The sequence below is a fragment of the Microbulbifer thermotolerans genome (assembly GCF_001617625.1).
Taxonomy (GTDB): domain Bacteria; phylum Pseudomonadota; class Gammaproteobacteria; order Pseudomonadales; family Cellvibrionaceae; genus Microbulbifer; species Microbulbifer thermotolerans.
The window spans coordinates 623,043-649,072 of sequence record NZ_CP014864.1 but is presented as its reverse complement, the minus strand read 5'-3'; the positions used below and the strand labels follow the sequence as shown (position 1 = coordinate 649,072).

24 protein-coding genes and 1 pseudogene are annotated in these 26,030 nt (G+C 57.5%); 6 read left to right on the top strand and 19 right to left on the bottom strand.

The features are described from left to right. Positions 1-16: 16 nt before the first annotated feature. The 12 genes and pseudogenes from A3224_RS02755 to murJ form a co-directional block, all read right to left on the bottom strand. Entirely contained in the window at positions 17-3,415 is a 3,399-nt protein-coding gene (locus tag A3224_RS02755) for a PilC/PilY family type IV pilus protein (protein ID WP_082817361.1), read from the bottom strand. A gap of 13 nt (positions 3,416-3,428) precedes the next feature. Further along, positions 3,429-3,851, bottom strand: coding sequence for a pilus assembly PilX family protein (locus tag A3224_RS02750; protein ID WP_231902441.1), 423 nt, complete (start codon positions 3,849-3,851; stop codon positions 3,429-3,431). A gap of 9 nt (positions 3,852-3,860) precedes the next feature. Beyond that, positions 3,861-3,965, bottom strand: a pseudogene (locus tag A3224_RS17605) (hypothetical protein); the annotation flags it as partial. After that, positions 3,965-4,993 carry a PilW family protein gene (locus tag A3224_RS02745; RefSeq protein ID WP_067151170.1) on the bottom strand — a complete coding sequence of 343 codons (1,029 nt, stop codon included), beginning with the start codon at positions 4,991-4,993 and terminating at the stop codon, positions 3,965-3,967. The gene A3224_RS02745 and the pseudogene A3224_RS17605, both read right to left, overlap by 1 nt. A 2-nt stretch (positions 4,994-4,995) precedes the next feature. After that, on the bottom strand, positions 4,996-5,409 hold the full coding sequence (pilV, locus tag A3224_RS02740) for a type IV pilus modification protein PilV (protein ID WP_231902440.1): 414 nt from the start codon (positions 5,407-5,409) through the stop codon (positions 4,996-4,998). 55 nt (positions 5,410-5,464) lie between these two features. Beyond that, a complete protein-coding gene (locus tag A3224_RS02735) occupies positions 5,465-5,989 on the bottom strand; it encodes a GspH/FimT family pseudopilin (protein WP_067151166.1) in 525 nt (174 codons plus the stop codon). Between the two features lie 234 nt (positions 5,990-6,223). Continuing rightward, a complete protein-coding gene (gene ispH, locus A3224_RS02730; RefSeq protein ID WP_067151162.1) occupies positions 6,224-7,156 on the bottom strand; it encodes a 4-hydroxy-3-methylbut-2-enyl diphosphate reductase in 933 nt (310 codons plus the stop codon). Between the two features lie 43 nt (positions 7,157-7,199). Then, positions 7,200-7,640 (bottom strand): FKBP-type peptidyl-prolyl cis-trans isomerase, encoded by a 441-nt coding sequence (gene fkpB / locus A3224_RS02725; RefSeq protein WP_067151159.1) that lies wholly within the window; start codon positions 7,638-7,640, stop codon positions 7,200-7,202. A gap of 7 nt (positions 7,641-7,647) precedes the next feature. Beyond that, entirely contained in the window at positions 7,648-8,175 is a 528-nt protein-coding gene (gene lspA, locus A3224_RS02720) for a signal peptidase II (RefSeq protein WP_067151156.1), read from the bottom strand. Next, positions 8,168-10,972, bottom strand: coding sequence for an isoleucine--tRNA ligase (gene ileS, locus A3224_RS02715; protein ID WP_067151153.1), 2,805 nt, complete (start codon positions 10,970-10,972; stop codon positions 8,168-8,170). Before ileS ends, lspA begins: the two co-directional genes overlap by 8 nt. A gap of 66 nt (positions 10,973-11,038) precedes the next feature. Then, a complete protein-coding gene (gene ribF / locus A3224_RS02710) occupies positions 11,039-12,010 on the bottom strand; it encodes a bifunctional riboflavin kinase/FAD synthetase (RefSeq protein WP_067151150.1) in 972 nt (323 codons plus the stop codon). A gap of 128 nt (positions 12,011-12,138) precedes the next feature. Further along, positions 12,139-13,656 (bottom strand): murein biosynthesis integral membrane protein MurJ, encoded by a 1,518-nt coding sequence (gene murJ, locus A3224_RS02705; RefSeq protein WP_231902507.1) that lies wholly within the window; start codon positions 13,654-13,656, stop codon positions 12,139-12,141. A gap of 297 nt (positions 13,657-13,953) precedes the next feature. Between murJ and A3224_RS16755 the strand changes: the two genes are divergently transcribed. The 5 genes from A3224_RS16755 (at position 13,954) to rpsT (ending at position 18,502) form a co-directional block, all read left to right on the top strand. Beyond that, positions 13,954-14,121, top strand: coding sequence for a hypothetical protein (locus tag A3224_RS16755; RefSeq protein ID WP_156481411.1), 168 nt, complete (start codon positions 13,954-13,956; stop codon positions 14,119-14,121). A 156-nt stretch (positions 14,122-14,277) separates the two neighbouring features. Further along, positions 14,278-14,976 (top strand): OmpA family protein, encoded by a 699-nt coding sequence (locus A3224_RS02700; RefSeq protein WP_067151147.1) that lies wholly within the window; start codon positions 14,278-14,280, stop codon positions 14,974-14,976. 262 nt (positions 14,977-15,238) lie between these two features. Beyond that, positions 15,239-15,928, top strand: coding sequence for a proteobacterial dedicated sortase system response regulator (gene pdsR / locus A3224_RS02695; RefSeq protein WP_067151145.1), 690 nt, complete (start codon positions 15,239-15,241; stop codon positions 15,926-15,928). A gap of 154 nt (positions 15,929-16,082) precedes the next feature. Further along, complete coding sequence (locus A3224_RS02690; RefSeq protein WP_067151142.1) at positions 16,083-18,107, top strand: ATP-binding protein; 2,025 nt, start codon at positions 16,083-16,085, stop codon at positions 18,105-18,107. Between the two features lie 128 nt (positions 18,108-18,235). Further along, positions 18,236-18,502, top strand: a complete 267-nt coding sequence (gene rpsT, locus A3224_RS02685) for a 30S ribosomal protein S20 (RefSeq protein ID WP_067151139.1) — start codon at positions 18,236-18,238, stop codon at positions 18,500-18,502. A 92-nt stretch (positions 18,503-18,594) separates the two neighbouring features. Here the strand turns inward: rpsT and A3224_RS02680 are convergent, their stop codons facing one another. The 5 genes from A3224_RS02680 to rplU all read right to left on the bottom strand — a co-directional run bounded on the left by A3224_RS02680 (position 18,595) and on the right by rplU (position 22,500). Then, entirely contained in the window at positions 18,595-19,206 is a 612-nt protein-coding gene (locus tag A3224_RS02680) for a hypothetical protein (RefSeq protein ID WP_067151135.1), read from the bottom strand. An 84-nt stretch (positions 19,207-19,290) separates the two neighbouring features. Further along, positions 19,291-20,424, bottom strand: a complete 1,134-nt coding sequence (proB, locus tag A3224_RS02675; RefSeq protein ID WP_067151132.1) for a glutamate 5-kinase — start codon at positions 20,422-20,424, stop codon at positions 19,291-19,293. Positions 20,425-20,545: 121 nt separating this feature from the next. Further along, positions 20,546-21,742 carry an Obg family GTPase CgtA gene (gene cgtA, locus A3224_RS02670; protein ID WP_067151129.1) on the bottom strand — a complete coding sequence of 399 codons (1,197 nt, stop codon included), beginning with the start codon at positions 21,740-21,742 and terminating at the stop codon, positions 20,546-20,548. A gap of 171 nt (positions 21,743-21,913) precedes the next feature. Continuing rightward, positions 21,914-22,171 (bottom strand): 50S ribosomal protein L27, encoded by a 258-nt coding sequence (gene rpmA / locus A3224_RS02665; RefSeq protein ID WP_067151126.1) that lies wholly within the window; start codon positions 22,169-22,171, stop codon positions 21,914-21,916. Positions 22,172-22,188: 17 nt separating this feature from the next. Further along, on the bottom strand, positions 22,189-22,500 hold the full coding sequence (gene rplU, locus A3224_RS02660; protein WP_067151123.1) for a 50S ribosomal protein L21: 312 nt from the start codon (positions 22,498-22,500) through the stop codon (positions 22,189-22,191). 229 nt (positions 22,501-22,729) lie between these two features. On the opposite strand from rplU, the gene ispB reads away from it, so the two are divergent. Beyond that, positions 22,730-23,692 (top strand): octaprenyl diphosphate synthase, encoded by a 963-nt coding sequence (gene ispB / locus A3224_RS02655; RefSeq protein WP_067151120.1) that lies wholly within the window; start codon positions 22,730-22,732, stop codon positions 23,690-23,692. A 54-nt stretch (positions 23,693-23,746) separates the two neighbouring features. Here ispB and A3224_RS02650 read toward each other — a convergent pair whose 3' ends face one another. Both A3224_RS02650 and galU read right to left on the bottom strand, forming a co-directional pair. Next, a complete protein-coding gene (locus A3224_RS02650; RefSeq protein WP_067151117.1) occupies positions 23,747-25,096 on the bottom strand; it encodes a phosphohexomutase domain-containing protein in 1,350 nt (449 codons plus the stop codon). Continuing rightward, complete coding sequence (galU, locus tag A3224_RS02645; protein WP_067151114.1) at positions 25,097-25,954, bottom strand: UTP--glucose-1-phosphate uridylyltransferase GalU; 858 nt, start codon at positions 25,952-25,954, stop codon at positions 25,097-25,099. It lies immediately after the preceding gene. Between the last annotated feature and the right edge of the window lie 76 nt (positions 25,955-26,030).

Genomic DNA, 26,030 nt, shown 5'->3' with positions numbered 1-26,030 from the left:
CTGTTATATCAGACTATTAATTAGGAGTAATTTCTTCCCAGCTGAGGCGGCCCGCACTGCTCCCCCCGCCTGTTTCAGTAGGCCTTCCACTGGTGCTTCCTGAAGTGTCTCCGGTATACTGCCATACGACGCCGCTGCCTTTAATGAAGCCGGATTCATTGGGCATTCCTGATGTCACCATCTCCCCAATCAAACCCTGATCGTCACTATTGATCTCTCCATCTCCATTCGTATCAAAAACAGCAAAATCTGTCGGAGCTAGGCCAGTACGAAAATCCACTGACATTAGCCAACCGAAACCTCCAGCAGAGCACACCTGCCCGGTAGGAATCATAGTGTTGAAAAAGAGTACCTCGTCAATAAGGGTAGGACGTGTGACCACTCTCTCTCCACCATCGGGGGTAACCCCCGTTTTTAATTGCATATACCAGCCGCTTTTGCTACTCCAATCCACCGCGCTGCCCGTAGCCTTCCGCAAGGTTTTTACACTACCATCGGCCTGCGTTACATCCTGATTAACTAACGTACGGATTTCAAGGTCCGCCTTGCTGAGGCCGTATTTTCCGTTATCCGACACCGCATAGAAACCGCCAGCGGATGTATCGGCGGTATCCACTTCCGTCAAATACTGACCGGATCCGAAATAAACCAGCAGGTTCGGGGTAGAACCGTGGCTATACACAACATTTTTAGCCACTAGCGGCGCAGCTGTGATAGGTTCTCCGCCTGTGGAAAATAGAGGTTTCGGATTATTGCTCGCATCCTTGATCACATCCCAACTACCGGTTTTACTGAGGTCAAAAGCCCACATATTCCCCTTTAAGTCTCCCGCGTAAACACGGTCAATAGTGCCGTCCAAGTCAGCATCCACTATGGCAGGCGTAGACAACCCATTCTTATCCATTGAACTGCCAACGCCGGTAGAGATATAGACATAGTTATTGCCCAGATCATCATTGCCATCTAGATATACGATGAACAAACCTGCATCGCCAGTGGTACTGTTATAGCCGTTGCCAAAAATTGCAGCCCACTCACCATTGGATAAACGACCTATCTGCGGACGGCTAAAGGTGTAACCCAGATTATTGTTATCCGAGTCTGTAAACTCCCACATCACCAGTGAACTGGCATTCGCAGCAATAAAGTTCGCCGGTTCGGTCACATCCAAGGCATAATAACCCTTTCCGCCGGCTCCAAGGCCACCGACCAAAACCGTCTTCCAAGCACCATCAATGTAGGCATCTGTAACCGTCGGCGTACCATCCACATAATATTTGTGCTGATAGATCTGGGAAGTCAGTGCATGTAATCCTTTTTCATCCTCGGTACTGGCCAAGGCTGAGGGAGAATAAGCGATCAATTCTTTTCCGCCATCAGAACCGGTGGTGCTGGCATTAAAACCGTGGAGAAAGCCGTCATTGGTTCCGACATACACAACAGGAGTCCGGCTACTTTTAGCGGATTTAAAGGCGCTATAGCTACTCGCTTCAGGAAACTTTTCTGTTTCCCAACCCGCATCCGGTTTGGCGACATATACGGGCGATGAATTAATAATATCGCCCAAGCGGCTAACGCGCTGGCGGAACTCATCTTCGGCTGCGCCTTCATTGGAGCGGTCGCCGCGCAAATAGGCTATCCGCTCCACTGCCCGGCTGTCAGTTACTGCTACTCCGGTAGAGGTATTTATATTTAAATCCTGCTCACTGACAGTATCAGCATTGGCTACGTCTAACCCGGCACTGTCAGCGGTAAACAGCACACCGCCACCTTCAGCAACGCCATCGTTATTTTTATCCAAGTCAGCTCGATATGTGAGCATAAAGCGCTGACTGATATCAGACAGAGCATCCAGTTTAGCTCCTGCCTCCCAGACAGGCGTTGATGATATTTTGCCGTCGCTATCAATGGAGTATGCGGCAAGCTCACCACTCCAGTTACCACTATCAAACTTGGCTGCAAACAGCGCTGTATCAGACTCCAAAGACGTGCTATTGAAAGAAACCGCGCTGGAGCTACCAACAATTGCGTTAACTTTACTGATAATCTGGTTAAAAGTAGTTTTCAGTTGCGAAGCGTTATCCGCGGAATAGACGCCGCCGCCGCCCAGGGCACCCGCGTTTACCATCACATCTGTGTCTGATAGACCTTGGCTTGCAAAGCCAATCAGATAACTGGTGATATTATTTTTTACTGGAGTACCATCGGGTTCCTTTAGGTCTGGCCGCAGATCGATTTCGTAAAGCGCTTTAATTACGTCATCCATAGACTCATCATCGCCATGCGTACACCCTTCCGGTCCTTCACAAGGAGTGTCATATTTTTTCAGAATACTGCTAACATTGTCATCAACAGAAGGTTCCCCATCAGTCAACGCCACCATAAAACTTTTTTGGCAGTAATACTGAATTGCTCCGTTTTCTACACCAGTCTGAGGAATAGGCACCCCATTCCAGTGTGGCTGACTACTGAAAATCACATCTCCTTGAGCTTCTTTGGCATCGCCATTTTTATCAACATATGATAACTTTTGGTTTTCATATCCACTAATAAAATAGCGACCTATATCTTGAAAACTTTCAGCCAGTGGGGTACCACCACTTGCACTGATCTTATCTATCGCTTCAAGCAAATCTTCGCGTGAATCATCAGTTATACTTGTAAGCCCTGACAACGCCCGGGCACCGTCACCAGCATTAAAGTCCATCAAGCCCACGCGAACATTCTCCAGGCCTGAAACCAATTCAGCTGCTGCAGATTTCATAATGTCCGTACGGCGACCAACACCAAGCTTGATTCGACGAGCAGTTTTGCCATCCTCTTCTAAAAACTTATCTGCAGTATATGTTCCCGCAGCAGTTTTTGTCGAAAAGAACCAATTCAAAAAATGACCCGACTGCCTAGGACGAGCACCATTACTGCCATCATCATACAAATTCAAATAACTATAAGTTTGATAATCCCCCGTTCTATAATATGAACTACTATTCCCATCTGCATAAAACCGAACAGCAAAGTTTGTATTATTATCAAAACAATTATTTACCGAGTTCCAGGTTTGCCAGTCACCATTCTGGTAAGACTCTATGCTGAATTCCACCTTGCCAGAATATTTGTTAACTCGGTAGTTAACCGTATAGTAATTGTTGTAGTTTTTCCTATTTTTATCAATTGGATTTGCACAAGGGATATTCTCAGCAGGGTCATAATCTTCCGGCGGCAACACAACCTCATACATAGAACCAGATGAGTCCAGCAAGAACATAATATTTGGCTCAGCCGAGCCTCGAGTATAGAGTGGCACATCAGATAGCGTACCCGGTGCCGCAGAAGCGCTAGTGGCTAAAGTAAGCAAGAAAGCTGCACTCATGGCACGCAATGGAAACTGTACACCTGCCTTTTTATTTAATTCCATTTTTTTCACTCTCTTAAAATGCCTTGCCGTAGAGGGTTACAACTATGCGTTCAGTACCGCCAATACCCTGCCCACGAGCGACTATCTTAAAAACCTGAACATCACTAGCGGAGAGCTTGCTAACCCCCGCACTCTTATCAACACTGGAAACGTCGGCATCGTTAGTCGCTTGGCCCGCCATTTCTATAAACATACGCCCCTTCAGTTTGGTGACACCGTCAGGGCCTTTCATTGAAACTTCTTCAGCCCTGGAGTTGGCGTCCTTCCAGGTATCCGCAGCGAAGAGATCATCGGGACCGTCGCCAGCAGTACGCAACCAGCCAGTGGTACCAAAGGAAGAGGTATCCGTAAGACTATCGATATACGCCTCTCCCTTGCGAGCCATAGTTTCAGCGACTTCCAGTGCAATCTTTGCGTCTCGGGAGGCAAACGTCATTCGCTCATTCATTAATACCCCTCGGGCGCCCGACACACCAATCAAAGTAAGCACCAGAAGAATTATCAGGCTGACGATTAATACCGCACCGCTTTGCCTACCTATACTCTTCATCACATAGCCCCCCTGTTGCGCACTTTTACTGTCGCCACATAAAGCTTTCTCAAGCGCCCATCCGAGTAAGTCGTCTCGGTTCCATCCAGCTCAGTAATTTTTTGTTCACCGGCACCTGCATTTCCTTCACTCGCCACAAGTAGCTGCAATTTAATTGCTGTTACTCCAGCCATTACACTTAAGGTAGAACTTGCATTCTGCCAGGTATCTACAATACCGTTACCGGTCGTATCTCTACCGTAGGAAACCTGCATATCCTCTATGCCAGGAACCAATTCCTGAGTGATATCACTGGAGCCGGTCACCTCTCGCATAAACAGAGAATTGGTTCCAGCGGCACTTTGTGCGATGAAAAAAGTCCTCTGGTAAGGCAAAAGCAACCTGGAATCCGCACCATAACTCATTGTCAAAGTGTCGCTTGTGTTTTCTATCCAACCACTCTTCACGGATCCCGCAGCATGGGCAATCACTCTGTCACTGCCACCACCCAGGGTTCCACTAACCCCTGTGATTGTCAGCGCATCAGCAGCAAGACAGTTTGAAACAAGAACCACTTGGCCTGCAGTAATAGGGCAATTGGAGGTGACTTTAAGCTCGCCCGGGACAGAAGTGTCCACTAACCTTCCGACTCCGCCACACGCATCCATTGTGCCGCTCAAAATCAAAATATCCGTGCCATCTACAACATCTATTGAATCTACCTTCTCACTGGAATCGGCATTGTCTATTCCTTGCACGCCATCGGCACCGATAGAAGCCAGAAAACCACTACTTACATTGAGATGATTATCAATACTTGCCACATCTGATACACACCCCCAGTAGTCCGCGGAGCGGATTTCCTTACTCAGCAAATCGATAGCAAAGCGACCGCTTTCCTGGACCCGGGAGAAGGCGGTTTGCATACGCATAGTGTCACTGTTGCTCTGGAATATCTGCAGGACTCCCAACAACAAAAGAGAGCTCAACAGTATGCCAATCATCAGTTCAATCAACGACAGACCGCGCTGCTGGCCAAATAGCTGCATGACTAAAGCTCCACAATCATTTCAAATGAGGCATCTTCCAGTGCACTTGCCGAGGTTCCGTAATCCTCTCCGGTATGCTGCTCTTTCCAGTCAATCGTCACCGTCACCACATCTCCATTGCGGCTGATAGTGCCTTTCGCGGAGGGTAGATTCGACTTCAGAACTTGGTCCCACTCATAAAGATCCCGGGCGGCAAGCTCGTTGACGGAGCAGGATGAACTACAGTCGTTGCTGGAAGTGGAAGTACCACTTACCGTGCCATCGTAATCCCCTTGCTGGACACCGCTGGGGTTGGCACGCATACGCTCGACGATCTCCTGAGCCGCCAAAGCCGCCATGTAACGGTGATGAGCACCGCTACCGTTCTTCAGACTCATCATCTGCGTGGCGGCAAGGCCGAGTAACCCAACCGCCAAAACTAGAACCGATACCAACACCTCGATCAGTGTCGCCCCTCTTTGTGTTTTCATCCTAATCCCCACTGCTACAGGCAATGCCGGTATTCAAGCGAATTGCACCAGACACCAGCAACTCGAGCTCTCGACCATGATTCCCAGTGCGATCGTCACACAGTTTCAAAGTCAAAGTGTTGCCCAGGCTGCCCCCGCCACGAGCGTTAAAAGTAAAGTCAACATTCTTGGCGTTAGCGCCGCCGATATTGGCATCCAGAGCCAAGGTCGCAAGATCGATATTGAGCTCCCGCAGCTCTTCACCACTATCGAATCCATTGTCGCTATTACTGTCGAACCAAACCCTAAGCCCATTGGCGACATCGCCATCAATTGCGCTAACGCGAACTCCGCCCCCCCGACGCACGGCCTCTGCTCGCGCATATTGCAGCAAGCCGTTTAGGTCATTGGTCATGGTGGCGACACGATTATTTTTAATCATGGTATTAAAGGAAGGGACAGCCATCGCGGTAATAATGCCCAAAATCATAAGCACTACCATCAGCTCAACGATGGTGAAACCAGCTAACCGTCTAAAGTTGCTCATTATTGCTTTACCCTGGAAACACGGACTGCCAGCACAATGCCATGCATCAAACTAGCCTGGTGCATGTATACCAACTTGGCGTAGCAGTTAAAGGGAGGGAATCGACAATTTGCAGGAGAGGCCGATAGGCGGTACTGGGGAGGCGACAAATGGATTGGAAAGTGGAGGATTAGCGAGGACAGCTAACCTCCAGCCCACTTTTAGAGGTGCGAGCTCTGCCTAATCAAAAGCTGCTTAGCGCAACTCTCTCGGCAGAGAAAAGCGAATATTCTCCTCCCGCCCTGCCATCTCCCGTGGCAACTCGGCACCCAGCTGACGCAGGCGCTCGATCACTTCCTGTACCAGCACCTCTGGCGCCGAAGCGCCGGCAGTGATGCCGATTGCTTTTTTGCCCTCGAGCCAGGCCGGCTCTATATCTGCGGCACCATCGATCAGTTTGGCGGTGGTGCCGCAGCGCTCGGCCAGTTCACGCAGGCGGTTGGAGTTTGAACTATTGGGGCTGCCGACCACCAGCACTAGGTCGCTTTCCAGTGCCAGTTGCTTCACGGCGTCCTGACGGTTCTGGGTTGCATAGCAGATGTCATCCTTGCGCGGGCCGCGAATATTGGGAAAGCGGGCGCGCAGGGCGTCGATGACCTTGGCGGTGTCATCCATGGACAGCGTGGTCTGGGTGACGAAGCTCAGATTGTTTTCGTCTTTGACCTGCAGCTTGGGTACATCTTCCTCGTCTTCGACCAGATAGATAGCACCCCCATTTCTGGTGTCATACTGCCCCATGGTGCCCTCCACCTCTGGGTGGCCGGCATGGCCGATCAATATACACTCCGCCCCCTCGGCACTAAATTTGCTCACCTCCATATGTACCTTGGTCACCAGCGGGCAGGTAGCGTCGAATACCTTGAGACCGCGTGCGGCGGCCTCCTGTTGTACCGCTTTGGAGACGCCGTGCGCACTGAATATCACGATGACGTCGTCCGGTACTTCACTCAATTCGTCGACAAAAACCGCTCCGCGTTCGCGCAGGCTCTCCACAACGAATTTATTATGCACTACTTCGTGGCGCACATAGATGGGCGCACCGAATACATCCAGGGCACGGTTGACGATATCGATGGCCCGGTCGACACCGGCACAAAAGCCGCGAGGATTGGCAAGTCGGATTTGCATATTCAGATCAACACTTGTTCGCTGCGAAGATACCGGAGGCCAGTTACTGAATGGAGTCCACCTGGAGAATTTTTACATGGAAGTTCAGCGTCTGGCCGGCCAGTGGGTGGTTGAAATCGACGGTGACTTCGTCCTCGCCTATTGAACGGATGACACCGGGCAGCTCGCCGCCGCCATTGTCAAAAGAAACGACCAGCCCCGGCTCCAGTTCCATATCCGGAGAGAAGCTGTCACGCCGTACCTTTTGAATATTACTGGGGTTTCTCTGCCCAAAGCCCTGCTCCGGCGGTATTTCGAATTGCGCCTCATCGCCGGCTTTGAGACCGAACAACGCCTTCTCGAAACCGGGCAGAAGATTGCCGTCGCCGACACTGAATGTGGCCGGCTCGCCCTCAAAGGTGGAGTCGACGACGCTGCCATCGTCCAGCTTCAAACTGAAGTGCAGGGTAACCCGGCTGTGCTCTCCGATAACGGTATTTGCCATCTTTCTTCTATACTTCCGCGCTCTTCTCCGCCTCGCCTTTCTTGCCGGCAAAGAACAGCAATTCGATCACCAGCATGGCCGCGCCGATGCTGATCGCCATATCCGCCACATTAAACACTGGAAAGCTCCAGCCGCCATAGTAGACGGAGATAAAGTCACGTACATAGCCGAGCAGCATCCTGTCCCAGAGATTGCCAATAGCACCACCGAGAATCAGCCCCAAAGCCGCAGGTTCCCAGCGCTTTGCCGGAGAAAGCCGCCACAGCCACACTGTCACCACAATACTAAAACCGAATGCGATAACACCGAAAAACCAGCGCTGCCAGCCGCCGGCATCAGCGAGAAAACTAAAGGCGGCACCGTAGTTCTCCGCGTAGGTGAACTGCAGCAGGCCGGGGATGATCTGCATTGCGGGGCCGTACATAAACGCCTCCACCGCCCACACTTTTGTGGCGATATCCAGCAGTATCACCCCCAGCGCCAGCCAGTACCAGCGCCACGGGTGGCTGAATGCCTTTAAACCCGTTTTAAGCATAGTGCCGTTCCTCACCGGAACCAGCCACATTGTCCACGCAACGGGAGCAGATCTCGGGATGCTCGGGGTCCGCCCCCACATCGGCACGATAATGCCAACAGCGCGCGCACTTGGGGTGGTCGACTTTGCGCACATCCACTTTAAGTCCGGACAGTTCAGTACTGTGTGCACCTGCGGCATCGCTGAGGCGCTGGACCGAGGTGGAAGAACAGATCAATACAAACCGCAACTCGTCCTCAAGCTCCGCCAGTTTGCCGCGCAGCTCGTCATCGGCGTAAAGCGTTACCGCCGCCTGCAGAGACCCGCCGATATTGCCCGCCGCGCGCTGTTCCTCCAGCACTTTGTTCACCGCAGTTTTCACCTGGGCAATCGCAGCCCAGTAGTCCGCCCCTTTGGCAAAATCCGCGGGAAGTTTCGGCAGAGGATACCACTCCTCGAGGAATACGCTCTCCGCCTTTTCCCCAGGAATAAATTGCCATACTTCTTCGGCAGTAAAGCTCAGAATCGGCGCAATCCAGCGCGCAAAGGCCTGGACAATGTGGTAGAGGGCCGTCTGCGCCGAGCGGCGCGCGACACTGTCGCGTTGTGTGGTGTACTGGCGATCCTTGATGATATCCAAATAGAAGCCGCCCAGGTCCACCACACAGAAATTGTGCAGCTTCTGGTAAATATGGTGGAACTGATAGTGGTCATAGGCTGCGACAATTTCGTCCTGCAGGCGCGAAGCCTTGTCCAGCGCCCAGCGGTCCAGCGCCAGCAGCGCATCTTCCGGCAGCAGGTCCGTTTGCGGATCGAAGCCAGCCAGATTGGACAGGAGGAAGCGCGCCGTATTACGCAAGCGGCGGTAGGAGTCCGCGGTGCGCTTCAGGATTTCGTCGGAGACCGCCATCTCGCCGCTGAAATCGGTAGCGGCAACCCAAAGGCGCAGCACATCCGCACCCAGTTTGTTAATGACTTCCTGAGGCGCAACGACGTTACCGACAGACTTTGACATCTTGCGCCCCTGGGCATCCACGGTGAAACCGTGGGTCAGCACCTGCTTGTAGGGAGCACAGTTGTTGATGGCGATAGAGGTTTTCAGAGAAGACTGGAACCAGCCGCGGTGCTGGTCGGAGCCTTCCAGGTACAAATCCGCCGGGAAGCGCAGGCCCTCTCGGCGCTCCAGCACGGCAAAGTGTGTCACACCAGAGTCGAACCAGACATCCAGAGTGTCGGTGACCTTCTGGTACTGATCGGCCTCGCTGCCCAACAGCTCACTCGGGTCTAAATCGAACCAGACATCCATGCCCTCCGCATCGACGCGCTCGGCCACTTTCTCCATCAGTGCCGGGGTGTCCGGATGGATCTCGTGTGTCTCCTTGTGTACGAAAAGAGCAATGGGCACGCCCCAGGTACGCTGCCGCGAGATGCACCAGTCCGGACTGGCATCCAGCATGGCGTCAATACGTGCCTTACCCCAGTCGGGGATCCATTCCACCTGATCCGCGGCCTGCTGTGCATGATCGAGCAGGTCATTCTGCTGCATACTGATAAACCACTGCGGCGTCGCGCGATAGATCAGCGGCGTCTTGGTACGCCAGCAGTGAGGGTAGCTGTGCACCAGTTTGTCCTCGCACAGCAACACGCCTTTTTCTTTCAGCAGGGCAACTATTTTGTCGTCCACCTTGTAGACATGCTCACCGGCGAACAGGGGCACACTGTCGCGGTAGACCCCGTTGTCATCGACGTAATTCAGCGTGTCGATTCCGTAGCGCTTGCCCACAAGGAAGTCGTCCGGACCGTGGTCCGGGGCCGTGTGCACACAGCCAGTACCGGCGTCGGTGGTTACATGGTTACCGAGAACAATCGGCAACAACTTGTCGTAGAAGGGGTGGTGCAACTTCAGGTGTTCCAATGCAGCACCGCGGATGCGCCCTACCACCTCACCGCTGAGACCGGCGCGTTCCAGTACCGCATCCTTGAGCGCTTCCGCCACCAGAATACGCCTGTCGCCAGCCTGCACCACAACATACTCCAGCTCAGCGTTGACCGAGACCGCCTGGCTGGAGGGAAGGGTCCAGGGAGTGGTGGTCCAGATGACGACTGAGAGGGGGCCGTCGCCGGCGTGACCTCCGGCGGCATCGGCGATGGCCAGGGCCGTTTCCTCGGTGGCGGGGTAGCAGACATCGATGGAGTAGGACGTTTTATCCCGGTACTCCACTTCCGCTTCCGCCAGCGCCGAGCCGCCGACCACGCTCCAATAGACAGGCTTGAAGCCGCGCGCCAAGTGGCCATTTTTCACGATGCGGCCGAGAGCGCGAATGATGTCCCCCTCGAACTGAAAATCCATAGTGCGATAGGGATTGTCCCACTCCCCCAGTACGCCCAGGCGGACAAAATCCTTTTTCTGCCCCTCGACCTGCTTGGCGGCGTATTCGCGGCATTTCTGGCGGAACGCTTTGTAATCCACCTTACTGCCAGCTTTGCCGATTTTGGTTTCCACCTTGTGCTCAATGGGCAGGCCATGGCAGTCCCAGCCGGGCACATAGGGGGCGTCAAAGCCGCTCAAGGTCTTTGACTTGACGATGATGTCCTTCAGGATCTTATTGACCGAGTGACCGATATGAATATCGCCGTTTGCGTAGGGCGGGCCGTCGTGGAGGATAAACTGATCGCGCCCGGCGCGCGCTGCGCGGATCTTTTCGTAGAGCTTTCCCTCCTGCCATTTTTTTAGGATGGCCGGTTCCCGCTGCGGCAGGTTGCCGCGCATAGGAAAATCGGTTTCGGGCAGGTTCAGAGTGGCTTTGTAATCGGTCATTGGGTATCCGCTTGGCTCAAGTGCTGATCATTGAATTCTGGCGGGGCAAGGGCGAATATCCCGCCCCTATGGATTTTGTGCAAACCACGTTTTCGCCTCCGCAATATCCCTGGCGATCCGCGCTTTCAGCGCCTCCAGGGAGGCGAACTTTTCCTCATCACGCAATTTGTGGCAGAACTCCACCGCCAACTCGCGGCCGTAGAGATCGCCATCGAAATCGAACAGGTTAACCTCCAGCAGTGGCTCGGCGCCCGCGCCCTCCACCGTGGGGCGGAACCCCACGTTGGCCACACCGTCGACGGCCTTGCGGCCATCGACAAGCTGCGGGCCTCTGGTTGCGCTGACGCGCACCGTGTATACGCCCACCAATGGCGAACGGTAGCGTTGCAGGCGCACATTGGCGGTGGGCGCCCCCAGCTGTCGCCCCAGCGCCCGCCCCGGCGCCACGCGGCCGGTGATCCGATAAGGCCTGCCGAGCAGCGTCTCCGCCAGCTCAAAATCCGCGGCCTCCAGCGCCGCCCGGATGCGCGTGCTGCTGACCCGCGCACCGCGGATTTCCACCGTTGCCGTATCCTCGACGCTAAACCCGGCCTGCTGCCCCACCCGCTGCAGCAAATGGTAATCCCCACTGCGATCGCAGCCGAAGCGGAAGTCATCGCCAACCACTAAATGGCCAATATTCAGTCCGTCCACAAGTATGCGCTGAATAAAGCCCTGCGCGCTCAGGCTGCGCAGCTTTTCATTGAACTGGAGGCACAACACCCGGTCCACTCCGGCATCGAACAGAGCCAACACCTTTTCTTTAAAGCGCATCAGTCGCGCCGGCGCCCGCTCACCGGAAAAATACTCATGAGGCTGGGGCTCGAAGATAATCGCAACAGAGGGCAAACCCAACTCTCGGGCACGCCGATTTAACTGCGCGATAATCGCCTGGTGACCCAGGTGAACGCCGTCAAACGAGCCGATAGTGGCCACGCAGCCTCTGTGACAGGAGCGCAGGTTGTGCAACCCGCGGATCAGTTCGCGCTCTGGGGCCAAAGTGGTCTTTCCATCCTCACGAAATCGAGCGGCGCAGTATAGCGGATAAGTGATTGGCGGTCAGTGACGGAGATTCTGGCCACAAACGCAGTCCCGAGACAGCCACTACTGAGTCGGCGGGTACGGGTTCAACCGGCAGCGCGAAAATGACGGGGCCTCAGGCCAACCACAAAAAGGGTCAACAGATAAGTAGCACCACCGCCAGCCACCAGCATGCCCATTCGCCAAGCGCGATCCAACCAGGACCAGTCGCTCCAATCCCGCCAATAGTGCAGCGCCAGCAACAGTACCCCCATCATCGCCAGATTCGCCGCCAGCAGGCGCAGCAAATAAACACCCCAGCCAGCCTCCGGACGATAGATATGGTCGCGGCGCAGTCCCTGGTACAGCAGCCACGCATTGATCACAGCCTGGCAAGCGGTGGCCAGCGCCAGCCCCATATGACCCAGCCTGAAATAATGATTGAGAGGAATGACGAACGCCAAACTCAACAACATCTTGGCAGCGATGGCGATCAGACCGAAGCGCACCGGCGTATAGGTATCCTGACGGGCAAAGTAGCCCGGCGCCAACACTTTGATCAGCATGAATGCCAGAAGGCCCAGGGAATAAGCGCGCAGCGACCAGGCGGACATTGCCATATCCCGCGGTGCCATAGCCCCGTACTGAAACAATGTCGTCAACAGCGGCTCCGCCAGGACCACCAGCGCTACTGAAGCCGGCAGTGAGATCAGTGTCACGCTGCGCAGCGCCCAGTCCAGCGTATGTCGGAAGCGCTCGGGGTCTCCGTCCGCGTGCTGGCGCGACAGGCTCGGCAGTATCACCGTAGCCACGGCGACACCGAAAACACCCAGCGGCAACTCCGTCAGACGGTCGGAGAAATACAACCAGGACACACTGCCAGAAGGCAGGAAAGAGGCGAGCAGCGTATCCAGCACCAGACTGATCTGGGTCACGGACACGCCGAAAATGGCTGGCGCCATCAGCCTGAGGATCTTTCGCACCCCGGGGTATTGCCAGTCCCAGCGCGGCCGCGGCAACAGCCCGAGGCGGGCCAGAAATGGAATCTGGAACAGGAGCTGAACAGTACCCGCAGCGGAGACCCCCCAGGCGAGCGCCATGATCTGCGGCTCAAACCAACCCGCGGCAACCGTCGCGGCGGCAATCAGGACCAGATTCAACAGTACCGGGGTCAACGCTGGCACAGCAAAGCGGTCAAAGCTGTTCAAAATCGCCCCGGCAAAGCCTGTCAGGGAAATCAGCATCAAGTAGGGAAAAGTGATGCGCAACATATCCACCGCCAGGTCGAACTTTTCCCGCTCGCCGCCGTCCCACCACCAGCCGAATGCAAAAATTCCCGCCACCAAGGGCGCGCAGAGCACGCCGAACAGGGTTACCAACAGCAGTGTGCCGCCCAAGGCCCCCGCAACCCTGTCATTCAGCTCCCGCGCCGCGGCAATTCCGCCGCTCTGCCGGTACTCGGCCAGTACCGGCACGAAAGCCTGGGCAAAGGCACCCTCGGCGAAAAGGCGGCGAAAAAAATTGGGGATCTTGAAGGCCACAAAAAAGGCATCCGCAGCATCGCCGGCACCGGCAAAGCGCGCCAAAACCATGTCGCGGACCAATCCCATGACCCGGGACAACATGGTCGCGCCCCCGACAATAGAGCTGCCACGCAGCAATCGTGCAGCACCGGAACCGGTACCTCGATCACCCGCATTGCTGTGAGGCTGATTCGGGCTGGCGGGCGGCTGTGACAAAGCGGCGACTCCTGGCAAAAGGGTTGCAATCGGTAGAGGCGTGGCCGCAAAGTCTACCTTAAATTTCCCCCCAAGGACGGAAACCGGGAAGTGTCTGGGTCCTACGGATGCCAGCGCACGAGCCTATACTCGAAATGAGCAAGTGGTGCGTCCCAAAGGAATGGTGGCGCAAGGAGAGAATGGATGGCCATCAATACACTGATGATTGCTCTGGCACTGGCATTGGTGCTGTATGTCGCAGTGGCACTCGGCCCGCGTCCGCAGCGGATAAGAGTGCGCATAGAAGCGCCTCGCGACAACCGTTACCACCGCCAAGGCGGCAGACCAGCCAAAGGGAAGCAAGATCGGTGAGCGCGCGGGGCGGTTGCCATATTTCGCCATAATTGCGCTTGAGTTCGCCATAGCCGCGCCATTTGAGCGCCTCTTTGCGGTTATTAAATAAGTCTCAACCGGGCCGGAAACAGCGTTGGCCCCTCTGAAGACCGACATACCGCAAGGAGACGGATTATGAAAAAAGTACTGATGGTTGCGACTCTGGGTTCCCTCATTGCCACCGGCGCTCAGGCAACAGAGCAGCGAGAAGGGTTCCAGGGATCGAAGCTCACACCGGCCAAGCAGGCCACTGTATTTACCGGAGCCGCGGTAGCCGGCGCCGCAGTGGGTGGTCCGGTCGGGTTTATCGCCGGTGCCCTGGGCGGAGCCTGGCTGGGCGAGCAGATCAAACAAGCAGAAGAGGCAGACATGCTGGCGACACAATTGACCGAGAGCCGCGCAGAACTGAACGATCTGGCACAACAACTCGACGCCGCGCGACTGTCGGCCAACGACGCCAACGAGCTCGCCGTCGACTCCCTGCGGTTTCAACTGCTCTTCACCACCGGCGATGACCAGCTGAAAGAAGGCCAGCTGCGCCAGGTTGAAGCGCTGGCAAACTTTCTCAACCGCCACCCCCAGTTACACGTGCGCCTTGAAGGACGGGCCGATCCCCGCGGCAGCGACGGTTATAACAATGTGCTGTCCGACCAACGCGCTCTTTCCGTCCAACGGGCACTGGAAAGCTACGGCGTCGATGCCACCCGCATCAGCCGCCAGGCACTGGGCGCCACCCATTCCAAGGCCCCGCGCGGCGATGCCGACGCCTACGCAATGGAGCGCCGCGTTGACATCCACTTCAACTTGCCGGAATCCATGGCCGGTAACTTCTGAGTGCCGCGCAACCTCTGACTCATCCGCGTAAGAACTATGGGCCGCACGGCCTTGCCCGGACCGAAAATCCAGGCAGCGCACCGGCCCACTTATACCCCTCCAGTGCGAACCCCTGTTGTACTTGATGTACTTGCGGGCGCCTGCCGTCCGCCTTTTTGATTTCGCGCCAATAAGGCATCATCCTGCGACATCGCCGCACCGCACCGCCGGAGGGCGTCAGAACGGATTCCAACTTTGTACCAGAACACTCGCGCCTTTACCTATGACCGCCACCATCGCCATTGTTGAAGACGAACGCGCCATCGCTGAAAACTACCGCGACGCCCTGCGCCGCAGCGGCTACCGGGTCGAACTCTACGAATCTCGCCCCGCGGCACTGGATGCCTTTCGGCAGAGACTCCCTGACTTGGCCGTGATCGATGTGGGATTGGGCGCCGAAGTGGAGGGCGGTTTCGAACTGTGCCGCGAACTGCGCGCCATGGCGCCCACCCTGCCGATCCTTTTTCTAACCGCACGCGACTCGGAGCTGGACATCATCTCGGGCCTGCGCCTCGGCGCCGACGACTACCTGACCAAAGATATCTCCCTGCCCCATATGCAGGCGCGCATCAACGCCCTGCTGCGCCGTGTCAGCGTACTGCGGGATCAGAGCGACGACAGTGAAACCCTCACTCAAGGCAAGCTGGAGCTGGACATTTCTCGCCTGCACTGCCACTGGAACGGCGAGCGCGTAGACCTGACAGTGACCGAATTCTGGATAGTGCACGCCCTGGCCAAACGTCCCGGCCATGTAAAGTCCCGCAGCCAGCTGATGGAAGCGGCGCGTGTGGTATTGGATGACAACACTATCACCTCCCACGTAAAGCGCATCCGGCGCAAATTCCAGGCCCTGGATGCCGAATTCAACGCGATCGCCACTGCCTACGGTATGGGCTACCGATGGCGAGCCTGAGGGAAGGCACCCTGACGGTGCAGGTCATGACCACAAAAGACGCGTCCCACTTCCCTCTCCACACCGCCACGGAAAAGTCTCAGCTGCGGCCGGGACAGTCGCGCTATGGGCGCCCCGCCTTCCCAACCCGTTTGTCACTGCATAGGATGACAGCGTGAAACTGCGCCGCCAGCTACTACTCGTCAGCCTGGTCGCCCTGGCACTGCCCTGGGCCGGCTGCCAATACTTGCGCCAAGTGGAGCAAGCGCTGGCCCAAGGGCAGATCCAAGCCCTGGAGGCCACCGCCAGCGCTGTGGCAGCGAGGCTTGCCAGCGCGCCGCAACTGATAGCCCCGGACCCCGAACGCCACGCCCGACCGCCGGGCGCACAACTCTATTTGCACCCCCTGCCCCAGGCACCGCTGCTCGACGGCTACGGCGATGAATGGCGCCAGTGGCGGTTGCCGGCACGACAACTGCCAGACACGGACGGCAGCCCCTTCGCGCAGGTGACCCTGGGCCAGTTCGACAATCACGTCTATCTGTTGTTGACCGTGGCCGACCGCACCCCCGCCCACCACGATCCGCGCACAGGCCTTTTGGCCAGCGGCGACGCAGTCGCAATCCACACCGCTGACCACCACTACACCCTGCCGGTCGCTAGCCAGGGGCCAGTCCACGCCCTCTGGCACAACCCCTCCCGCGGCACAGATGAAAGGGAACTGCGTCTGCGCGGCCGCTGGACTTCCTCCGCCAGCGGCTATCAGCTGGAAATGGCCATCCCCCTTTCCTTGACGGGCGGAGAGCTGGCGCTGGAGATCGCCGACCGCGCCGACAGCGATGGCGGCCAGCCCCGGCGCAACGCCGGCACCCTGCCTGCGGACGGCCGCCCCGGCAAGCTGGTGCGGCCCCTGCCCCAACTGCAGGCGGAACTGGATCATTTCGCGCGCCCCCAACTGCATTTGGCTGTTGTGGACAGCGAGGGCTTCCTGCTCGCCGGCAGCGGACAGATAGAAGCGGCTTATGAAAAAGAATCGCAATTCTGGCTGCGCAGCTGGATCTACCGCCGACTGCTGAGCGGAGAGCCCCAGTCCCCCATGCCAGAGGACACTCTGCCCTCAACCCTGACCCAAAACCGCGTCACCGCCCGGCAATGGTTCCGCGGCCCTTTCGCGAGCCGCATCGGCGCCGTCAGCGTGCCAGTCGTCACCCGCGCCGACGATGTCGTCGAGCGCCCCTTGCTGGGCCGGGTTATCGCTCTGCAATCCGGCCAGGTACTACAGTCCCTGACAGAGTCCGCCGCCCATCGCCTGTGGCTGATCAGTTGTGTCGCTGCCGGTACTGCGCTGTTACTTCTGCTGGGTTACGCCAGCTGGCTGTCCTGGCGCATCCGCCGCCTGCATCGCGCGGCGCAAAATGCCGTAGATGCCAGCGGGAAATTGCGCGGCAACTTCCCCCGCTCGCGCATGGACGACGAACTGGGCGCGCTGAATCGAGCCTTCGCCAGCCTGCTCGCCGAGCTGGATCAGTACCACCAGTATTTGCGTACCCTGGCGAGCAAACTGTCCCACGAATTGCGCACCCCCCTGGCCGTCGTACGTTCGTCCCTCGACAACTTGGCCGCCGGGACGCTCGACGAACAGAACCGCCGCTACGCCGAGCGGGCCATGGAGGGCAGCGCCCGCCTTTCCGGCATTCTCAACAGTCTGGCCGCCGCCAGCCATCTAGAAGCCAGCATCCAACAGGCGGAAAGGGAAGACTTCGATTTGGCGGACCTGCTGGAAGTGCTGATACAAAGCTACGCGGACGCCCAGCCAGGGCACAAATTCACTCTGGAGAAACCCTACGGCACAATGCCGCTTTGCGGCGCTCCGGAACTACTGGCCCAGCTGCTGGACAAGCTGGTGGATAACGCCTGCAGTTTCGCGCCCGCCGGCAGTGAGATTCGGGTCTCGCTGCAGCCGTCGGCGGACTGGTACCGGCTGTCGGTGGAAAACGACGGCCCATTGCTGCCGGAAGGCTATACACAAAAGCTGTTCGACTCCCTTGTCTCAATACGCGACGACGGGGGCAAAGCGGGCCACCTGGGCCTGGGCCTGCATATCGCCCGGCTAATCGCCGATTTCCACCGCGGGCGCCTGACGGCGACCAACCGCGAAGACGGCAGCGGGGTGATCTTCACTCTCGAACTGCCCCGCTAGACCAGCGCCGCGCACAACCCTCCCCAGCGGTTGACAAACAACCAGCGGTGGGGATAATGTCGCGTCCCGATCGGGCCCACGGGGCCTGTTAGTTAGAGATTTATTAAGATTCCAGACAGGAGCAACCGGTGGCCAACTCACCTCAAGCGAAGAAACGCGCGCGCCAAAACGACAAGCGCCGCAAGCACAACGCCAGTCTGCGCTCCATGGTGCGCACCTACATCAAGAAGGTAGTTGCGGCCATCAATGCAGGCGACGCGGAAAAAGCCAAAGCAGCCTACGCAGAAGCGGTACCAGTGATCGACCGCATAGCGGACAAAGGCATTATTCACAAGAATAAGGCCGCCCGTCACAAGAGCCGCCTGAACGCGCAAATCAAGAAGCTGGCTGCTTAAGTAGCTACGCAGGGGAACCCCCTGAAGTTACCCACAAAAAAGCCCCGCCAACGGCGGGGCTTTTTTGTGGGTAATCTGAAACTGCCCCAAAGCTAACCGCGAGCCTTACCTTCACCTTCCTCACCAGAATAGCGATCCAAAAAGCGCTCGTACTTGGGCAGGAGCTCATCCGCCCACCGCAACTGCTGCCTCATGACGGCCTCCGAGATATCAATGGCCATCAACACCTTGTCCGGAGACACAAAGAGCTCCGAATAAACAATATCGTGAATCCGCCCGTTCAACTCCTCAAACTGGGCATTAACACTGTACAAAGCAAAAGCCTCGTGCAGCAATTCAGGGTCGACCGAGCTCGCCAAGGCATTGTGGGACAGGTACTCCCAGGAGGAGTCATCCAAATCCAAAATCCGATAACCGTGGAAACGCCCAATAAGCTCCCGCAGACTCTTGTCTGCCGGCAACTCCTGGCGCAGATCGAGCAGCGCCGACAGCCGCACATCAACCATCTCGCGAAAGCTGCGCAACTCTTCGGCGTTGAGCGCCATTTCCTGCAGCAGCCGGTCCGTCGCCTCGCGCGCGGCCTGCTTCGCCACCATCTCTTCGCGGATATTATTCACCAGCAGCGCCGCCAGAACACCGATCAGAACCACCAGAGTATCCAGCAGCAGGCGGCGCACATCCGCCCGAAAGAAACCCAATCTCATCGTCTCTCCCCGCCTTCATCGCCCGAAACGGCTGCACCTCCCCTCCCCCACAATCGGCGAAGAGAAAACAAAAAGCTAATTCGCCTACAACAGTATCAGGTTGTCGCGATGGATCAACTCATCGTCGTCGCGGTAACCGAGCAGTTCCACAAACTTCTCCGACGGCTGGCGGAGTATCTTCGCCGCCTCACCACTATCGTAATTGACCAAGCCTCGAGCTATCTCCTCACCGGCACTGTTGCGGCAGGAAACCAGCTCGCCGCGATGAAAGCGCCCCTCCACAGCGGTAACACCAACGGCCAACAGGCTCTTGCCCCCTGTGCGCAACGCCAACTCGGCGCCGCTGTCCAAGGTCAAAGCACCGCGCACCTGCAGCTGGCCTGCCAGCCAGCGCTTGCGCGCGGTCAAGGGGTCAGACTCGGGCGTCAGCATGGTCCCCAGCGGCTCGCCGGCACAGACTCTCTCAATTACGCTCTCCCGCGCGCCACCAGCGATTACAGTGCAGGCACCAGACCGAGCCGCCAGCTGCGCGGCGCGCACCTTGGTAGCCATACCACCGCGACCGAGGCCACTGCGGGCCCCCCCCGCCATGGTTAACAGCTTCGGATCCGCAGCCGACGCCTCTCCAATCAACTCCGCCTGGGGATTGTCGCGGGGGTCCTGGGAGAAGAGGCCGTCGGCATCCGTTAGGATCAGCAGCGCATTCGCCTCAACCAGATTGGCCACTAGTGCCGCCAGAGTATCGTTGTCGCCAAACCGAATCTCGTCAGTAGTCACCGTATCGTTTTCATTGACGATGGGTACGGCACCAAGAGACAACAGCGTCCGCAGAGTACTGCGCGCATTCAGATAGCGGGTGCGGTCGGAAAGATCGTCGTGGTCGAGCAATATCTGCGCCACACGGCAATCGAATTGACCGAAGGCGTGTTCGTACACCTGCACCAAGCGGCTCTGACCTATGGCGGCGGCCGCCTGCAACTGATGAATAGATTCGGGGCGCCGGCGCCAGCCGAGGCGGTCCATACCCGCCGCGACGGCGCCGGAGGAAACAAGAATTACCTCTATTCCGCGATCGCGCAGCGCCGCTATCTGCCCCGCCCAGTTTAAAATGGCCGCGCGGTTTACCCCCCGTCCATTATCGGTTAGTAGAGCACTGCCGATTTTGATAACCCAGCGCTTGCCTGATGCAAGCCGCTGACGAGACGAACCGGAGTCCATTTTCCCGCTCCCAACCCCTTTGATAGGCGCCACTGGCGCTCAAGTTGCCCCCTCGACCTGCCCCGCAAGCGGGAGAGGAGAAAAAAATCGCAGGCCGCGCAGGGCGGCTCCGAATGCTGCATTAGTGCCGGTATTCTATCTCGACATCGTAATCGTCGTCCTCATCATCGTCGTCCAGCCCTTTGGCTGCACGGCGTTTGGCACGCTGAATTTCCCTCAACTCCTCAATACGCACACGAGCCTCGCGCTGCATCTGACGCTGGGACTCAAGCTCCGCGGCGGCCGCTTCGGGATCGGCAACCTCTTCGGCCCTGCGCTCCTCCAGGTAGTCCATCAGGCGCCCCGCAAGCAAGTCCGTACCCTCGCCGCGGATGGCTGCCACCCGGAACACCGGCCCCTTCCAATCCAGGGCCTCGACGATCGCATCACAGCGCTGATCGAGCTCTGCGGCCGGCACCAAGTCGGTTTTACTCAGCACCAACCAGCGCTCACGCCCGGCCAGAGTGGGACTAAAAGCGGCCAACTCCCGCTCAATAACACGGGCGTTTTCCACCGGGTCCGAATCGTCGAACGGAGCCAGGTCCACCAAGTGCAACAGCACCCGACAGCGAGTCAGATGCTTGAGGAAGCGGATACCCAGGCCGGCCCCCTCAGCAGCCCCCTCGATCAGACCGGGGATATCGGCAATCACAAAGCTGCGATGCTTCTGCACCTGGACCACACCCAGGTTGGGCACCAGCGTAGTAAACGGATAGTTGGCCACCTTGGGTTTGGCCGCGGACACAGCGCGGATAAAAGTGGACTTGCCGGCGTTCGGCAGTCCGAGCATGCCCACGTCCGCCAGCACTTTCAGCTCAAGCTTCAGGTTGCGCTCTTCACCCGGGGTACCATTGGTAGTCTGGCGCGGCGCGCGGTTGGTGCTGGATTTAAAACGCGTGTTACCGAGACCGTGAAAGCCGCCCTGGGCCACCAGCAGGCGCTCGCCGACCTCGGTCATGTCGCCGAGCGTCTCCCCGGTATCCACATCGATCACTGTGGTACCTACCGGCACCTTTAAAATCAGATCCTCGCCCTTGGCTCCAGTGCAGTTGCGGCCGCGGCCGGGCTCGCCGCTGCCGGCCGCATAACGGGTCTGGTAGCGGTAATCCACCAGTGTATTCATGGCGTCATCGGCAACTAGGTAGACGGAACCGCCATCGCCGCCGTCACCGCCATCCGGACCACCCTTCTCGACAAACTTTTCCCGCCGAAAGCTCAGGCAACCGTTACCCCCCTTTCCGGCCTGGACGTGAATAGAGGCCTCATCGACAAATTTCATGCTCACTCCGCCGCTGTAGCGCTTGTTTTCCTCTACCGCAGTGTAATCTGCTCGGCCTTCAACCCCGCCAATTGCCAGCGAACTGCCGGCGCCACGGACATTCTAAGCCCTCCAGACAACAAAAAGCCCCGCTCAAGCGGGGCTTTTTGTGAACATCGGGTACAGAGCCGCTCAGGCAGTTTCAATAGAAACAAACTTGCGCTTGTGAGGACCCTTCACCTCGAACTTCACAACACCATCCGCAGTGGCGAACAGGGTGTGGTCCTTGCCCATGCCTACGTTGACGCCGGCGTGGAACTTGGTGCCGCGCTGACGCACGATGATATTGCCTGCCACTACAGACTGGCCGCCAAAGCGCTTCACGCCCAGGCGTTTACTTTCGGAATCGCGACCGTTGCGCGTACTACCGCCAGCTTTCTTGTGTGCCATGAGTCGTTACTCCTCTGTTATGCCTTGATACCAGTGATTTTCACTTCGGTATACCACTGGCGGTGGCCCTGACGCTTCATGGAGTGCTTGCGACGGCGGAACTTGATGATTTTCACCTTCTCGCCGCGACCGTGGCTGACCACTTCGGCAGTCACTTTAGCGCCGTCTACAACGGGGGCACCGATGTTGATCTTGTCGCCATCAACAACCATCAGCACCTTGTCGAAATCAATGGTTTCGCCGGTGGCTACTTCCAGCTTTTCCAGGCGAAGAACCTCGCCCTCTTCCACGCGGTGCTGCTTGCCACCGCTCTCAATTACAGCGTACATATCTATGCTCCGATACGGACGACACGAAGCAGCGGCAGGCCCTAGCAGTGAGCCATTATCCGCATTTTGGGAGCTTGCGCCGTGTTATTTCACTCGAACCGCCACCGAACCCAGGGCCCGGTTTAAGCGGGGCGCAGATTCTAATCAATTCATCCGGTTGATACAATAGCGCCTTTCGCCAGCCGGACACCCCGGCAAATCACGCTCAAGTAGTACAAGGAACCCTCGCATGCTGCCTTTTCACCGGGCCGCCGCCGATGACTTTGCCGCGGTCAACCAGCGCATCCTAGACCAACTGCACTCCGACGTTCCCCTGGTGGAAAACATCGGCCACTACCTGGTTGAAGCTGGCGGCAAGCGTCTCCGCCCACTGCTGGTACTCCTGTGTGCCCGCGCCGTCGGCTACAAGGGCGCCGACCACATTGACCTGGCAGCGATTATCGAGTTTATCCACACAGCCACCCTGCTGCACGACGACGTGGTGGACACCTCCGACAGGCGCCGCGGCCGCCTGACCGCCAACGCCAAATGGGGTAACGCCCCCGCCGTGCTGGTGGGCGACTTCCTCTACTCACGCGCTTTTCAGATGATGGTCGCGCTGCAAAATATGAAGATCATGGCCATCCTCTCGGAAACCACTAACACCATTGCCGAAGGCGAAGTTCAGCAGCTGGTCAATGCCGGGGATCCGGCGGTGAGCGAGGAAAATTACTTTACCGTGATCCACAAGAAAACAGGCGCCCTGTTCGAGGCCGCCTGTGAAACCGCTGCGGTACTGGCCGGGTGCCCGCCACAGCAGCGGGAAGCGCTAAAGCACTACGGCCGCGCCCTCGGCCTGGCTTTCCAGTTAGTGGATGACGCCCTCGACTACCGCGGTAACCCCGAAGAGCTGGGCAAAAATGTCGGAGACGACTTGGCGGAAGGCAAGCCGACCCTGCCGTTGATCTACACCATGGCCAACGGCTCAAAAGCGCAGGCGGCCCTGGTCCGCGAAGCAATTGAGCAGCGCAGCAGTGCAAAGCTGGCGGAAATTGTCGAGGCAATCGAGTCCTGTGGCGCCCTGGAATACACCATGGAGCGGGCGCGAGCGGCTGCGGACGAGGCGAAAAATCGGCTGGCGTTTCTGCCGGAGGGGGATCAGAAGACCGCTTTGCTGCAACTGGCGAGTTTTGCCGTGGAAAGGTCCACCTGACGTTTTTTTGAGGGGGCGGATTTGAGCCCGCCCCTTGGCCCGTGAAAGTTCCTATCAGCCGCGAATCAAACGCAGCAGCTCCTCGGTCTTCTCTTTCATCAGCACTTTATCCCCGCGGGACTCTACATTCAGGCGCACCACCGGCTCGGTATTGGACATGCGCACGTTGAAGCGCCAATCAGCGAAGGCGACGCTGAGGCCATCCACGTGCTCTACGCTTTCGGCAGCGGGACCATACTTCTCTTCCACCACTTTCAGCAAAGTGGCCGGATCTGCCACCTTGGAGTTGATTTCACCGGAGCAGGGGAAAGCGGCCATACGCTCACCCACCAACTGGGACAACGGCTTGCCACTGCGACTGACCAGCTCGGCCACCAGCAGCCAGGGAATCATTCCGCTGTCGCAATAAGCGAAATCCCGGAAGTAGTGGTGCGCACTCATTTCCCCGCCATAGATGGCGTCTTCCGCGCGCATACGCTCCTTGATAAAGGCATGTCCCGTCTTGCTCTGAATAGCTTCACCGCCAGCGGCACGGACGATGTCCTGGGTATTCCAGACCAGGCGCGGATCGTGAACGACTTTTGCACCCTTGTGCTTCGAAAGGAAGGCTTCAGCCAGCAGGCCAACCACATAGTAGCCTTCAATAAAGTCGCCGTTCTCATCAAAGAAAAAGCAGCGATCAAAATCCCCATCCCAGGCGATACCGAAGTCAGCACCGCTCTCGCGCACCGCCGCCGCGGTGGCCCCGCGGTTTTCTGGCAGAATGGGATTGGGGATACCATTGGGAAAGCTGCCGTCCGGCTCGTGGTGTATCCGCACAAACTCGAACGGCAAATGGGGTGCCAGCGCATCCACCACGCTACCGGCGCCGCCATTGCCGGCATTGACCACCAGCTTGAGCGGTTTGAGCCCCTCGACATCCACATAGCCCAGCAGGTGTTGAACAAAGTCAGCCCGGTGCTCATAGCGGGCGATATCACCGCGTTTTTCCACCGCTGCGAAATCGTTTTCTTCCGCCAAGCGCTTGATATCCTTGAGGCCCGTATCACCGCTGATCGGGCGCGCGCCAGCGCGCACAAACTTCATTCCGTTGTAGTCCATCGGATTATGACTGGCGGTCACGCAGATACCGCCATCAAAACCGCCGTGAAAGGTGGCGAAATAAACCTCTTCGGTACCGCACTGACCGATATGGAATACGTCGGCGCCCGCATCGCGCAAGCCGTCCGCCAGGGCATCGGTCAACTCGCCGCTCGTCAGGCGGATATCGTGCCCTACAACCACGCGTTTTGCGCCCAGGAACTGAGCGAAAGCGCGGCCGACGCGATAAGCGATATCGGCGTTCAACTCATCGGGCACCCGCCCGCGCAGGTCGTAGGCCTTGAAGCAGGTCAGCTCGGTCATTTACTTTTTCTCCGCGGCGTCGATTCGGGCTTGCTCCGGCAGATAGACATTTTCGTAGACGTAGTTGGTGGCTTCGATAAAGCCATCCACGGAGCCGCAGTCGAAGCGGCGTCCCTTAAACGCATAGGCCAATACACAGCCGCGCTGCGCCTGCGCCAGCAAGGCATCAGTTATCTGCACTTCTCCGTTCTTGCCCGGTGGCGTCTCGCGGATGAGTTCGAAGATGTCCGGAGTGAGAATATAGCGACCGATAATGGCCATATTACTGGGCGCCTCCTCGGCGGGCGGCTTCTCCACCATGTCGGTGACCTGATAGAGACCCGGCTTGATCTCATTGCCGGCGATAACACCAAATTTATGGATCTGTTCCCTGGGCACTTCTTCCACAGCCACAATGCTGCAGCGGAACTGCTTGTATAGCTGCACCATCTGCCCCAGAACACCCAGCTCTTCGTTCAGGCACAGGTCGTCCGCCAGCACGACGGCGAAAGGCTCATCACCGATCAGGCGCCGGCCTTGTAATATCGCGTCGCCAAGGCCGCGCATTTCCCCCTGGCGCGTATAGGAGAAGCTGGCGTCACTAATAACACGGCGAATGCACTCGAGATATTTCTCCTTGCTGGTGCCGGCAATCTGTTGCTCCAGCTCGAAATTGGTATCGAAATGGTCCTCGATGGCGCGCTTACCGCGACCGGTCACAAAGCCAATTTCGGTGAGCCCGGCCTCAATCGCCTCTTCTACCCCGTATTGCACCAGCGGCTTGTTCACCAGGGGCAGCATCTCTTTGGGCATGGCCTTGGTGGCCGGCAGGAACCGGGTGCCGTAGCCGGCAACCGGGAATAGACATTTTTTCAGCATTCTTATCCTCTGCTCTCTCTGTTTCGCAGCGTCATCCCGCGTCAAACGACGAAACTTATCACAATTTTGTTACACA